The 13821-nt window shown below is 44.0% G+C and carries 10 protein-coding genes; 2 read left to right on the forward strand and 8 right to left on the reverse strand.

The window, feature by feature from the left end; translation table 11 throughout:
- Window positions 1-16: 16 nt before the first annotated feature.
- The 5 genes from OCU74_RS09930 to tig form a co-directional block, all read right to left on the reverse strand.
- Window positions 17-289 carry an HU family DNA-binding protein gene (locus tag OCU74_RS09930; RefSeq protein ID WP_087479577.1) on the reverse strand — a complete coding sequence of 91 codons (273 nt, stop codon included), beginning with the start codon at window positions 287-289 and terminating at the stop codon, window positions 17-19.
- A 192-nt stretch (window positions 290-481) separates the two neighbouring features.
- On the reverse strand, window positions 482-2833 hold the full coding sequence (gene lon / locus OCU74_RS09935; RefSeq protein ID WP_087479578.1) for an endopeptidase La: 2352 nt from the start codon (window positions 2831-2833) through the stop codon (window positions 482-484).
- 116 nt (window positions 2834-2949) lie between these two features.
- Window positions 2950-4224: an ATP-dependent protease ATP-binding subunit ClpX gene (clpX, locus tag OCU74_RS09940; RefSeq protein ID WP_087479579.1), complete on the reverse strand. Its 1275-nt coding sequence runs from the start codon at window positions 4222-4224 to the stop codon at window positions 2950-2952.
- Window positions 4225-4313: 89 nt separating this feature from the next.
- Complete coding sequence (gene clpP / locus OCU74_RS09945) at window positions 4314-4940, reverse strand: ATP-dependent Clp endopeptidase proteolytic subunit ClpP (protein WP_087479580.1); 627 nt, start codon at window positions 4938-4940, stop codon at window positions 4314-4316.
- Between the two features lie 106 nt (window positions 4941-5046).
- Window positions 5047-6351, reverse strand: a complete 1305-nt coding sequence (tig, locus tag OCU74_RS09950; protein ID WP_087479581.1) for a trigger factor — start codon at window positions 6349-6351, stop codon at window positions 5047-5049.
- 499 nt (window positions 6352-6850) lie between these two features.
- Here tig and OCU74_RS09955 point away from each other — a divergent pair, with 499 nt between their 5' ends.
- On the forward strand, window positions 6851-8653 hold the full coding sequence (locus tag OCU74_RS09955) for a sensor histidine kinase (RefSeq protein ID WP_087480102.1): 1803 nt from the start codon (window positions 6851-6853) through the stop codon (window positions 8651-8653).
- Between the two features lie 9 nt (window positions 8654-8662).
- Window positions 8663-10006: a sigma-54-dependent transcriptional regulator gene (locus OCU74_RS09960; RefSeq protein ID WP_087479582.1), complete on the forward strand. Its 1344-nt coding sequence runs from the start codon at window positions 8663-8665 to the stop codon at window positions 10004-10006.
- A 162-nt stretch (window positions 10007-10168) separates the two neighbouring features.
- Here OCU74_RS09960 and OCU74_RS09965 read toward each other — a convergent pair whose 3' ends face one another.
- The 3 genes from OCU74_RS09965 to OCU74_RS09975 all read right to left on the reverse strand — a co-directional run bounded on the left by OCU74_RS09965 (window position 10169) and on the right by OCU74_RS09975 (window position 13703).
- The gene (locus OCU74_RS09965) at window positions 10169-10774 is read right to left on the reverse strand and encodes an ATP-dependent Clp protease proteolytic subunit (RefSeq protein WP_087479583.1); all 606 of its coding nucleotides are present in this window, start codon (window positions 10772-10774) and stop codon (window positions 10169-10171) included.
- Between the two features lie 212 nt (window positions 10775-10986).
- Window positions 10987-11784, reverse strand: a complete 798-nt coding sequence (locus tag OCU74_RS09970; protein ID WP_087479584.1) for a substrate-binding periplasmic protein — start codon at window positions 11782-11784, stop codon at window positions 10987-10989.
- Between the two features lie 359 nt (window positions 11785-12143).
- On the reverse strand, window positions 12144-13703 hold the full coding sequence (locus OCU74_RS09975; RefSeq protein WP_087479585.1) for a carboxylesterase/lipase family protein: 1560 nt from the start codon (window positions 13701-13703) through the stop codon (window positions 12144-12146).
- Between the last annotated feature and the right edge of the window lie 118 nt (window positions 13704-13821).

The following is a 13821-nucleotide window of genomic DNA, read 5'->3' on the forward strand; positions in this document are numbered from 1 at the left end:
ATTCTGTGCGACCAAATTAGTTACACGCGTCTTTCAGTGCTTTACCAGCTTTGAAAGCCGGTACTTTTGCTTCAGGGATTTGAATCTCATCGCCTGTTTTCGGATTACGACCTGTACGGGCAGCACGAGTACGAACACTGAATGTGCCAAAACCAACCAGAGCAACTTGGTCGCCTGATTCCAGAGTAGTACCCACTGCTTCAATAAATGCATCAAGAGCACGGCCTGCAGACGCTTTAGAAATATCGGCATCTGACGCAATTTTTTCTACTAATTGTGTTTTATTCACTGTGATTCCCCTTTCTTCACCTGTCGTTATATTTAAAGGTGATTCTTTGTTCCATTAAGTCCAAAAACTGGCTTAAAGCCTTGTTACAGCAGGGCTTAAGCCATAGTGAGTAACGTTAGCCTCCAAAAAAAACGCTGACAAGCCTTTTTATGCAAATCAGCGTAAACTTTTAGTTATTTTTGCTGTATATCACTATTTTTGAGACTCAAACTCAACCCCGAGCGGACCACGCTCCAGCGCGACGGTCAGAACATCATCAATCCATTGCACAGGGATGACTTTCAGATCAGCAATGATATTTTCCGGTATTTCTTCCAGATCCCGCTCATTATCTTTCGGAATCAGAACCGTCTTAATTCCACCCCGGTGAGCTGCAAGTAATTTTTCTTTGAGACCACCGATAGGCAAAACTTCACCCCGTAATGTAATCTCTCCGGTCATTGCAACATCAGCTTTTACAGGGTTACCTGTCAGACAAGAAACCAATGCGGTACACATTGCCGTCCCGGCACTCGGACCATCTTTCGGTGTTGCGCCTTCAGGAACATGCACGTGAATATCACGCTTCTCATGAAAATCACTGTTAATTCCCAGTTTCTCGGCACGAGAGCGAACTACCGTCATCGCGGCCTGAATCGACTCTTGCATCACATCACCTAAAGAACCGGTTTGCGTCAGCTTCCCTTTACCAACCATAGACTGTGCTTCGATGGTCAGTAGATCACCCCCAACTTCAGTCCAGGCCAATCCTGTAACCTGACCAATCCGGTTACTTTCTTCAGCTTTCCCGAAATCAAAACGCTGTACCCCTAAAAATTCTTTGAGGTTATCTTGCGTAACAGTCACAAGTTTGATGTCTTTATTCAGCAGAATCTTCTTCACTGCTTTACGGCAGATTTTCGAGATCTCACGTTCCAGATTACGAACACCGGCTTCTCTTGTGTAATAACGGATAATGCCGATAATCGCCGAGTCATCAATCTCGATTTCTGATTGTTTCAGACCATTACGTTCAACTTGCTTAGAAACCAGATGCCGTTTGGCAATATTCAGTTTTTCATCTTCGGTATATCCCGACAAACGGATCACTTCCATCCGGTCTAAAAGCGGACCAGGAATGTTCATCGAGTTCGATGTCGCCACAAACATCACATCAGACAGATCATAATCCACTTCCAGATAGTGATCGTTAAATGCATTGTTTTGTTCCGGATCAAGAACTTCTAACAGAGCAGAGGAAGGATCGCCTCGCATATCCGAAGACATCTTATCAATCTCATCCAACAGAAACAGAGGATTCTTAACTCCGACTTTAGACATTTTCTGAATAAGCTTACCCGGCAGTGAACCGATATAAGTCCGGCGATGCCCACGGATTTCAGCTTCATCCCGAACGCCACCCAGTGCCATCCGGGTATATTTTCGCCCGGTAGCCGCTGCAATAGAACGGCCCAGAGATGTCTTACCGACCCCAGGAGGACCAACCAGACAAAGAATCGGACCTTTCAGTTTCTGAATACGATTCTGAACAGCAAGATATTCTAAAATACGCTCTTTAACACGCTCCAGACCGTAATGGTCTTCATTCAGAATCACTTCGGCTTTCGCCAGATCTTTTTTCACCTTAGAGCGCTTAGACCAGGGAACATTTACCATCCAGTCAATATAGCTGCGCACCACGGTTGCTTCAGCCGACATCGGAGACATCATTTTCAATTTTTGCAGCTCTTGCTCCGTTTTCTCACGGGCTTCCTGAGGCATTTTGGCGTCTTCGATTTTCTTTTTCAGCGTCTCAAATTCATCAGGTGCATCATCCATTTCTCCCAGCTCTTTCTGAATCGCTTTCATCTGCTCATTCAGATAGTACTCACGCTGGGATTTTTCCATCTGCTTCTTCACCCGGTTGCGAATACGCTTCTCAACCTGTAGTAAATCGATCTCAGACTCCATCTGCCCCATCAGAAACTCCAGACGTTCAACTACATCCAGAATCTCAAGAACCTGCTGCTTATCGACTAACTTCAAAGGCATATGTGCAGCAATAGTGTCAGCCAGGCGAGCGGCTTCATCAATTCCGTTTAAAGCAGTTAAAACTTCCGGCGGAATCTTCTTATTCAGCTTAATAAATCCCTCAAACTGATTAATTGCGCTGCGTACAATCACTTCCTGTTCTTTCTCATCAAGTTCAGGCGTGATTAAATATCGGGCTTGCGCAGAGAAGAAATCACCTTCAACAAACGATTCAACCTGAGCTCTTTGCTGGCCTTCAACTAGTACTTTTACTGTACCATCAGGTAATTTCAGGAGCTGTAAAATAGTAGCGACCGTACCGACATCAAACAAATCGTCGATTGTTGGTTCATCTGTCTCAGCTTTCTTTTGAGCGACCAAAAGAACCTGCTTGTCATTATCCATCGCAGCTTCAAGACATTGGATTGATTTTTCACGACCAACAAATAAAGGAATAACCATATGTGGGTAAACCACAACGTCTCGTAGTGGCAATACGGGGATCTCTATACGCTCGGAACGTTCCAAGTTCATATTCTTCTCTCTTCCGCTTCTGTCTATATGGCAGTATATGGGGTCTAAACAATGGGATTCAATCGTAGAATAAAAAAAAGGAGGTAATCCTACCTCCTTCGTTATCTTTTGCTGAATTATTCGGCACCTGCGGCCTGATTCTCATTATTGGAATAGAGCAATAATGGTGCAGACTCACCATTAATCACTGCTTCATCAATGACAACTTTGCTGACATCACTTACCGATGGCAGTTCATACATTGTTTCCAACAATACACCTTCAAGAATTGAACGTAATCCACGAGCACCTGTCTTACGTGCCATTGCTTTTTTAGCAATTGCGCGTAATGCGTCTTCTCTGAATTCAAGCTCTACATCTTCAAGTTCAAACAGAGCACCATACTGCTTGGTCAATGCATTTTTCGGTTCACAGAGAATCTGTATCAATGCTGCTTCATCCAACTCTGTCAGCGTTGCTGTCACAGGCAAGCGTCCGATGAATTCAGGAATTAAACCATACTTCACCAAGTCTTCCGGCTCCACCTGAGTAAACAGCTCCCCGATAGTCTTGTTTTCATCTTTAGAACGCACTTCAGCCCCGAAACCGATACCAGTGCCTGTTGCAACACGTTGCTCGATTACTTTATCAAGCCCGGCAAATGCACCACCACAGATAAACAAAATCTTTGAGGTATCAACCTGCAGGAATTCTTGTTGTGGATGTTTTCTGCCACCTTGAGGCGGAACAGAAGCAACGGTACCTTCAATTAATTTCAGCAGCGCCTGTTGAACACCTTCACCAGAAACGTCACGCGTGATGGACGGGTTTTCGGATTTCCGTGAAATCTTATCGATTTCATCAATATAGACGATTCCCCGTTCTGCTTTAGCGACATCGTAATCACATTTTTGCAGCAGTTTCTGAATGATGTTCTCAACATCTTCACCGACATAACCGGCTTCAGTAAGTGTTGTCGCATCGGCCATTGTAAAAGGCACGTCCAGAAAACGAGCCAGTGTTTCAGCCAATAATGTCTTACCACTACCGGTCGGCCCGATCAGCAAGATATTACTTTTTCCCAGTTCAACACCATCACTGGTTTTATCACCATTGCGCAGACGCTTGTAGTGGTTATAAACCGCGACTGCTAGCACTTTTTTCGCGTGCTCCTGACCAATCACATAGTCATTAAGATGGTCCCGAATCTCTCTCGGCGTTGGTAATGCCGTCGATTCCTTTTTCGGAAGCGCATCTTTAATCTCTTCCCGAATAATGTCGTTACATAAATCGACACATTCGTCACAAATGTAAACAGAAGGACCTGCGATCAGTTTGCGAACTTCGTGCTGGCTTTTGCCACAGAAAGAGCAGTACAACAGTTTGCCACTCTCTTTGCTTTTATCTGTCATTCGCTAACCTCTTAGCCTTTACCCATATGCTGAGTTTATATCAATTTGTATCAAATTGCGCTATTCAAATGAAGAGCTCTGTCAGCTTACTATTCACCGCGATGAGTTAATACCGCATCTACCAAGCCATAATCAACGGCTTGCTGAGCAGACATAAAGTTATCTCTGTCTGTATCCCGCTCAATCACATCAAGCGGCTGCCCGGTATGTTTGGCAAGAAGGTCATTGAGCTTCTGCTTAATACTCAAAATTTCCTGCGTGTGAATCTGAATATCGGACGCCTGTCCACCAAAGCCACCTAAAGGCTGATGAATCATCGCCCGGGCGTTAGGTAACATGAAACGTTTCCCCGCAGTACCACCCGCAAGCAGAAACGCTCCCATAGAACATGCCTGCCCCATACAAACCGTACTGACATCAGGCTTAATGAACTCCATGGTATCATAAATCGACAATCCGGCATCAACGCTTCCCCCCGGAGAATTGATATACAGGAATATATCTTTATCCGGGTTTTCTGATTCCAGGAAAAGGAGCTGAGCCACGATAAGATTTGCCATCTGATCTTCAACCTGACCGGTCAAAAAGATAATGCGTTCTTTCAGCAGACGGGAATAAATATCGTAAGAGCGCTCGCCGCGGGAAGTTTGTTCAACCACCATGGGCACTAAGGCGTTCAGGATTGACGACATTTCATTTTTTTCTTGGTAGCTCATATTCTTATGTCCCTAAAATAAATGGTCCGGATGACGGATATCATACGGACCATTGTTATCAGAATAGTTAACCTGAAGTCAACCTTCTATGATACATATTGCTTAATTAAGCAGCATCCTGAGAATTCATCAGCTCATTGAAGCCTACTTCTTTCTCAGAAACTTTTGCTTTCGCAAGGATCGCGTCGATAGCCTGCTCTTCAAGCGCAACATTCCGCATGTTGTTCATGAGTTCTTCGTTCTTCTCATAGTATGAAACAACTTCTTGTGGATCTTCGTAAGCAGTTGCCATTTCTTCGATCAGTGCTTTCACTTTTTCGTCATCGGCTTTCAGCTCTTCAGACTTGATCACTTCACCCAGAAGTAAACCAACAACCACACGACGTTTTGCCTGTTCTTCAAACAGTTCACGTGGCAGTTGTGCTGCAGCTTCAGGATTACCACCAAAGCGCTGTGCAGCTTGCTGACGTAGTACATTGATTTCCTGATCAATCAGTGCACTTGGCACGTCGATTTCATTTTCTTTGACCAGACCGTCAATCGCCTGTTGCTTAATACGCTGTTTCACTGCCTGCTTCAGCTCACGTTCCATATTCTTACGAACTTCAGCTTTAAGTGCATCAACACCACCTTCAGTTACACCAAACTTGGCAACGAATTCATCGTTGACTTCAGGTAACTCACGTTCTTCAACTTTGTTGATCTTGATAGCGAATTTCGCAGCTTTACCTTTCAGGTTTTCAGCATGATAATCTTCAGGGAAAGTCACATCGATATCGAATTCCATACCAACTGTTTTGCCAACAATACCGTCTTCAAAACCAGGAATCATACGGCCTGCGCCCATTTCCAGCGGGAAGTTTTCTGCTTTACCGCCTTCAAAGGCTTCACCGTCTACAGTACCCAGGAAGTCAAGTGTAACGCGTTTGCCGTCTTCAGCCGCCGCATCAACTTCTTTCCAGGTCGCCTGCTGCTTGCGCAGTGTTTCAAGCATTTCAGCAACATCTTCATCTTTTACGGCAACATTTGGTTTTTCGACTTCAATGTTTTCCAGGCCTTTCAGCTCAACTTCAGGATAAACTTCAAATGTTGCATTAAAAACCAGATCTTTATCCTGTTCATTTTCAACAGGTGTAAATGTCGGCGCGCCAGCAGGGTTCACTTTTTCCTGGATAATCGCTTCGATAAAGTGGCGTTGCATCACTTCACCCAGCACATCCTGACGTACTGCTTTGCCATACATCTTAGCAACCATTTTAATTGGCACTTTTCCTTTACGGAAACCATCGAAACGACGGTTTTTTGCGATGTTGCGCAGTTCTGCTGTGACAGCATCTTCGATGTTGGCAGCAGGAACAGTAATATTCAGACGGCGTTGTAGACCTTCTAGCGTTTCAACAGTAACTTGCATTCTATATAAACCTCAAAACTGGCTCAGTTTCTCTGAGCATCATGAGCCTGGATCGAACGACCTGATCTCGGCTGCATCCATGTTCCGTACTCTGTCGGAGTACATCAATAACCAAATAAAATAGTGAGCAGTGATGTGTTGTATTCATCAACTCTACGACAGGACATATCCCAGATACGTCCCCGTCAGACTCAAGACAAATTTTTCAGACGCGACATTCTAACGACCAGAACTACAACTGTCGAGTCTAACTCAGCACAGGAATGCCCGGCGCTCAGAATTTACTCTCCTGCCTGACAAAAATTTCATCAGTATCAATCTCTATGCTTGTCAGGTGGGGGCAAAATCGTCCTTTTCAAGGAAAAAGCAGCTTTTTTTCAGCGAAATATTGAAAAAGAGATCCTGATCTTACTTTTTTCCTCTTCCCGGAACCGTTTATCCTGTTCCTTTCGCAAACCCGTTAAAATGATTCACCGGTTTATAGCGCACAAGTATGACGATGTTACCCAATTTCCGTTTCAATCTTATTTTCTTCATCGTTTTTATGATTACAACAGCATACGGTGCGCATTTTGTGTGGCAGCATAGTTATCAGGCTCTCCTCAGCGAACATCAGGCCCAGTTGGAACGCTTTGCCAGCCACGTCACAACCAAACTGGATAAGTTCGCCCATATTCCCCGTTTACTTTCCAAAGATAAAAAACTGGTTGACGCATTGACCATGGCTGACAACTCAGCCCAGATCGATATTACCAATCACTATCTGGAGCAGGTCAACGATGCCATCAAAGCATCTGATACCTATCTTTTGGATATTCATGGCAATACGATCGCTGCCAGTAACTGGAACCTGCAACGTTCATTCATCGGCAGAAACTTCAACTGGCGTCCCTACTTTCAGATTGCAGTCCGGGGAAATGAAAGCCAGTACTATGCGCTGGGCTCAACCTCCGGAGAGCGCGGATACTATTATTCGTATCCGGTAACTTATGCCGCCAGCATTCTCGGTGTAGTCGTCGTAAAAATGGACTTATCTGCCATTGAGGAAAACTGGAAAAGTAACAACAGTTACTTTGTGGCAACCGATCCCCATAATATTGTGTTTATGTCGAGTCAGCCGAACTGGTTGTTTAAAAGTATTACTTTCATCAGCCCTGAAATACGCGAACAAATTTTTCACTCGCGGCAATACCTTGACCAGACAATACAATCCCTTGGTTTACTCGGAAATATGGATTCACCGGCAACCGAATGGATCGACCCGAAACAGGGCTGGATTAAAGGGGACTTTATTGTCACCAGCCGCCTGTTGAAAAATATCCCGCTGAATATTCGGGTATTGTCACCAAAGACTTTAGTTTTCTGGGACAGCTTTGGCTTTGTCATCGTCTCGTGTATGTTGTTTGCCATCATCTATCTTGCCATATTGCTCTTTCATCATCGTAAAAATAAGCAGCGTCAGATTGAGCAGCTTCAGTCTGAAGCGAAACAGAAGCTTGAATTTCTGGTCATGGAAAGAACTGCTAAATTACACAGCGAAATCGAAGAACGGACTAAAACCGAGCAACGTCTGAGGCAAACTCAAGATGAATTGATTCAGGCTGCCAAGCTGGCTGTACTCGGACAAATGTCGGCCAGTATCAGCCATGAACTTAATAATCCGCTGGCAGCAATCCGTAGTTTCGCCGATAACGGCCGGCGTTTTCTTGCCAGTGGAAAAACCGACAGAACGGATGAAAATCTGGAGCGGATTTCAGGTCTGACCGAAAGGATGGCAAAAATCAGTACCCAGCTCCGTTCTTTTGCCCGCAAATCAGATCATGATGAACGAGCCGTCGTGCAGCTTTATCCGCTGGTTCTGTCGACCAGAGAACTGATTCAGTCCCAGATAAAATCTCAACTGATCAATTTCGAGATACAGGCACCGGAACATCCAGTCTGGCTGAATATCAATCCGATCCATCTGGAACAGGTTCTGATTAATCTCCTGACAAATGCCATCCAGGCACTGGAAAACCGATCTGAAAAGCAGATACTTCTCAGCTTTACCGAATTGAATCACCAGATATCACTCCATATTGATGACAATGGTGAAGGACTGGGAGATAAAATGTTATCTCAGTTATTTGATCCCTTTTACACAACGAAAAAGAATGGACTTGGGCTGGGTTTGTCAATCTCTCAGCAAATCATTCAGAGTATGGGCGGCCAGTTGAATGCTACGTCATCACCGCTTGGTGGTGCCCGGTTCAGTATTCAGTTACCAGCCGTTGAACCACCCCAATCCGAAACTGCTTCATAAGGATGTGCCATGTGCGATGTATTTTTTATCGATGATGAACCGGACATTCGTATTGCTATCGAACAAAGCTTTGAACTGGCGGATATAAAAGCCAGATTTTTTGATTGTACCGAAGATGCACTACTGGCTATTAAGCAAGATGGTCTTCCGCTGGCTATTGTTACGGACATCTGCTTACCCGGACTCAGCGGACAAAACCTGCTTCATTCGGTCCATCATCAGGATCAGGACTTACCGATCATATTGATTACCGGCCACGGGGACATCTCTATGGCAGTTCAGGCGATGCATGATGGTGCTTATGATTTTATCGAAAAGCCCTTTGCTCCCGAGCATCTGATGGAAACGGTACACCGGGCTATCGAAAAACGCAGACTAACACTGGAAAATCAAAAATTAAAAAGAAGTCTGAAAGCCAGTCAGACACTTGGTCCCCGAATCATTGGCGAAACATCCAGCATTCAGTCGTTAAAAGAAACGATCAGTCAGATTGCTGATACCAATGCTGATATTCTACTTTTCGGTGAAACCGGAACGGGAAAAGAACTTATTGCCCGTTCTCTGCACGAGTTAAGCTCTCGGAGAGAACGGAACTTTGTGGCGGTCAACTGCGGTGCCGTACCCGAAAATCTGATTGAAAGTGAGTTATATGGCCATGAGAAGGGTGCTTTTACCGGTGCAGAAAGTCAACGTATCGGTAAATTCGAGCATGCTCAGGGAGGAACTCTCTTTCTTGATGAAATTGAGTCTATGCCAATGCCGGCTCAGATCCGATTGTTGCGGGTTTTACAGGAACGGGTCATTGAGCGGGTCGGCTCCAATGAATTAATTCCGCTGGACATTCGGGTCATCGCCGCAACCAAAGTTGACCTGAAACAGGCAGCTCAGCAAGGCACATTCCGGGAAGATCTGTATTACCGGCTGAACATTGTCACACTCGATATTCCACCGCTCAGAGAGCGCAAAGAAGATATCCCGGCCCTGTTTCATCACTTTCTGCTGGTCGCTGCCGCCCGTTACGGAAAAGCAGCTAATTCAATCTCAAAACAGGATTTACAATCTCTGATGAGCCACAACTGGCCGGGAAATGTCCGTGAGCTGAGAAATGCCGCAGAACGGTATGTACTACTTGGTAAACTGATTCAGCTTGGTCAGGAAACTGCTCTTGTCTCAGGGCCGGCGATCAGTCTTGCCGATCAGGTTGCCGAATTTGAAAAATCGGCCATTGAACAGGCATTAATCGAATGTGGCGGTAGTATTAAAGATACGATGGTCAGCCTGAACCTGCCACGTAAGACACTGTACGATAAGATGCAGAAATACCAGTTGGATAAAGAGAGTTATAAGAACTAAGTGATTATCTTTAAGGGGCAACTAAAGTCACGCATATAAAAACATGGAATGACAGTTGCCTCTCATTCCATGCCTCATTATTCATTTTAAACAGCGATTTTGGGAAAACTATAGTAATTCTGGAGAACCATAGTAATTCTGGAAAACGATAGCAGGAACAGACTAGTCCTGTAACTCTCTGATATTACTCACAACCCGGCTAACCAAACCATAGTCAATAGCCTGCTCCGGACTCATCCAGAAGTTGTAATCTGTATCTTTTTCAACCTGCTCGTACGGTTTTCCGGTTGCGTCACTGATCAATTTATTGACCCGACTGCGAGTGCGCAAAATTTCATCGGCTTCAATTTTAATGTCTGAAACTTTACCTCTGACCTGACCCAACGGTTGGTGAATCATAAATCGGGTATTCGGCAAACAGACACGATTCTCTTTTTTCGCAGCAATGTAGATTGTCACCCCGGCACTGGCAACCCACCCGGTTCCAATGACAATCACTTCAGGTTTGATGAACTTGATCATGTCATGGATAGTATCGCCGGCTTCTACATGCCCACCCTGACTATTAATATACAGGTAAATCGGCTCATCGCTGATCTCTTGTAATACGAGTAACTGAGTAGCGACTTTCTGAGCCAGTTTCTGGTTAATCTCACCAGAAATGAAGATAGAACGAGACGCTATGAGTTTTTCCTCTACCACTGAACCAGAGCTTCGTTCTTCATCATTGGTTTTTTCATTCTCATCATTTTTTAATACAAAATTCATAGACATTCTTCTCTAATTAACCCTAAGATTCATTGTAACGAATTACGATTAACTAGCAAGGCATATCTCCTTCTCTTCTAAGAAACAGATCTCATAATTTATATCTACTCAGGTTGCCTCAGAATTCGGGATTCAGGGTCGCTTCAGGCGTTATTCCAACACCGGGAACATCATATGTCAGGACGCTCTGACGAGAGTTGTGGACTTACAGCTCATTGCACAGAAGAATGCTCTCCTTTCAGCAGGTCTTCCTGAGCAAAGATTTCCTGAATTTTTCCTTCGGCTGCCAGCTCCTGATACGCTTTTCTGACACGTTTCACCAGCTCCGGAGAGGTTTGCTGGCTAAATGCCAGATAATCTTCTGCATGAAATGCAAACAGTGCTTTCTTATATTTATCAGGAGATATTTTCAGGCTATTCGCAATAATAGACATGGTTGACTCTTCCAGAAGAAAAAAATCAAAACGGTGCCCATTTAACATTAATAGTACCTGCTCAGTGCTACTGACTGCATAAATACTTTTCGAAGGAAAATGATTCCGAGTTAAAAAGTCTTCATAATAGGAACCTCTCAGAACCCCAATCGTATACTTTTTCATTTCTTCCAGTGAATTGATTTTAACCGGATTTGAAGCTAACCCATAAAAATTAATATCCAGCTTATTATTGACTGCACCAACCCACTGGAAGTGCCCTTCCCGTTCAGGAGTTTTACCTAAACAAGCCACTAAGAAATTTTCTTTATGTAAACCATAATGATATATCCTGGCCCATGGCAGAATACGGTACTGAAAAGGGACATTTGCACGTTCAAAAACAGCTTTTACCACCTCATAAGATATTCCATGTATAGCATTATTATGCATATATGCATACGTTCGCTCACTACATGAGGCTACGACTGGTTCTTGTAATACCGGTTCTTGTAACTGATGTTCTGCCCGGACAGGGGATAAATATAAAAAAATCCCAATAAAAAAAATAACTTTCAACATTTTTAATATATACATACGGCGGACTTCATTAATATATATTCAAATAATTGCATTAATTAATGCACAAATAAACTTCAGGCTATTTAAGTGTAGGGTACTAAATTCGGAAACGCGATAAAGTTAGCTTCGCAGTTAAAAAGATAAACCTTACAAAATATATGTGAATTCCATTCAAATTTTATATTTTTACCTAAGTCTCCATCAACTTACATACACGATAATCCCTCCTCATACACCGAAGAGTGGAATAAAAATTTACAATCTGTTGCAATTAAATGCCGTTGAAACGGGAATACCATTCCTGCCGACATTTTCCTTGAATGACGCCGGTTGAAGACATTCTGAATCCCGTATCCTGAAGTTAGCTGGATATATTACAAACCGAATTGTCTGATTGCGGCTTCCTGCCCGGCACTGAATCCGGGAGCAAACATATGTGCATTCGAATTCACGGCATAAATCCACTTGGGATCATCACTAACCGATGTCCAGAGATGCCCGGTATATGTTGGATCACCCGTTTTTACAAACTGAATGAGATGGCGGGAAAAAAGCGTAGAAACAGCTCTTTGTTCATCAGTAACCGGTCCCGTGACCTTCCCCAGATTCCTCAATAGGAAAGGAACTTCTGATGTATGGAAAGTGCCATAATCCTGCTGTGCTTCCCAGGCAACCGGCTGGTTAAAGTAATAACTAAAAACATCATTACCGGTAAACCGACCCAATAACTTTGATAAAGCCTGAGTCGCCAGCATGTTTTCCTGACGATTCAAGCTCTGAATCGGTTTATCCGGATAAAGCTTCATAATTACCTGAGCATTGGAGGGATAACTGTAAGCAACGTACTTATCGAATGCCTTCTGTCCGCCAATCCGGTAATCAGGGTAAAAACCACTCATATCGTCCTGCGTAAACCCAAGCATAACCGCCCCGGAATAACGATGAGTGGTGGTCAGAACATCATAAATCGCTCGATCCAGAACATAACCATCCACGGCAGGAACCAGCAGAACTTTATTCCGGTCAATCACTTTGAGTACCGCTTCCGGAGACATCGCTTTTAACTGTTTGACGGTTAAACCTTTTTCCTGCAAAAATTTATCTGTCGCAGCGATTTTCTGTTCTAACAAAGTCGCTGTAAATAAAGTCCTGAGTACATTCTCTTCGGTAAGACCACGATTATGGTAAAAAGCCGGCGTCGGGGATTCAATCACTGACTGATGAAATAGCCCGGCAGTAAGTGGAGAGGTCTGCAAAAACAAGATCGAATTTGCCCCGGCAGATTGCCCGACAAGAGTTACATTCCTCGGATCGCCACCAAAAGCACCTATATTCTCTTTGATCCATTTCAACGCAGCGATTTGATCCTGAAGACCATAATTACCGGTGGTGCCCAGACTATCTTTCAGCGCAGAGGCTGCCAGAAAGCCAAACTCCCCCAAACGATAGTTGATCGTAACAAAGACCACTCCGGCCCTAGCCAGATTTTCACCGTCGTAAATGGGCACACTGCCCGAACCTTCAATAAACCCTCCGCCATGAATAAACACAATCACCGGTTTTCGCGTTGCACTTTTACTGTTTGGTGCCCAGATATTTAAATATAAACAGTCCTCACTCATCAATGTTGTATGTAAGAATTCCTTTGTCCACGGCAGAACTTCACCATGCTGGATCTGATAACAGCCAGCCTGATACTGCATTGTATGTTTCAGACCAAGCCAGGGCTGCAACATTTTCGGAGCTTGCCAGCGCAATGAACCAACCGGCGCCTGTGCATAAGGAATTCCCTTGTATATAGAAACCTGATGGTCTTTCGACATTAAACCTTGCAACGCACCATATTCCGTCTCCACAACATCCGTCAGCTCAGCTGCACTCACTGAGAGACAAGTCAGTAACAGTGAAATCATCAATATCAGTTTCTTTTTCATAAGTGATGAGTCCGGTGGTCAGTATCATGTCAATCGTGATAATAAGGATAGTCCGATAATAAGGATGAAAATACCTGCTCAACCCGATATTCAACATTTTTCATTTTCCGTTGCCTGA

The organism is Vibrio mangrovi, from assembly GCF_024346955.1.
Classification (GTDB): Bacteria; Pseudomonadota; Gammaproteobacteria; order Enterobacterales; family Vibrionaceae; genus Vibrio; species Vibrio mangrovi.

Bases quoted from the DNA above. Each gene is read 5' to 3' on its own strand.
- OCU74_RS09965 (WP_087479583.1), bottom strand. From the start codon at position 10,774: ATGAATTTTGTATTAAAAAATGATGAGAATGAAAAAACCAATGATGAA.
- clpP (WP_087479580.1), bottom strand. From the start codon at position 4,940: ATGAGCTACCAAGAAAAAAATGAAATGTCGTCAATCCTGAACGCCTTA.
- OCU74_RS09970 (WP_087479584.1), bottom strand. From the start codon at position 11,784: ATGTATATATTAAAAATGTTGAAAGTTATTTTTTTTATTGGGATTTTT.
- OCU74_RS09955 (WP_087480102.1), top strand. From the start codon at position 6,851: ATGTTACCCAATTTCCGTTTCAATCTTATTTTCTTCATCGTTTTTATG.
- tig (WP_087479581.1), bottom strand. From the start codon at position 6,351: ATGCAAGTTACTGTTGAAACGCTAGAAGGTCTACAACGCCGTCTGAAT.
- lon (WP_087479578.1), bottom strand. From the start codon at position 2,833: ATGAACTTGGAACGTTCCGAGCGTATAGAGATCCCCGTATTGCCACTA.
- OCU74_RS09960 (WP_087479582.1), top strand. From the start codon at position 8,663: ATGTGCGATGTATTTTTTATCGATGATGAACCGGACATTCGTATTGCT.
- clpX (WP_087479579.1), bottom strand. From the start codon at position 4,224: ATGACAGATAAAAGCAAAGAGAGTGGCAAACTGTTGTACTGCTCTTTC.
- OCU74_RS09975 (WP_087479585.1), bottom strand. From the start codon at position 13,703: ATGAAAAAGAAACTGATATTGATGATTTCACTGTTACTGACTTGTCTC.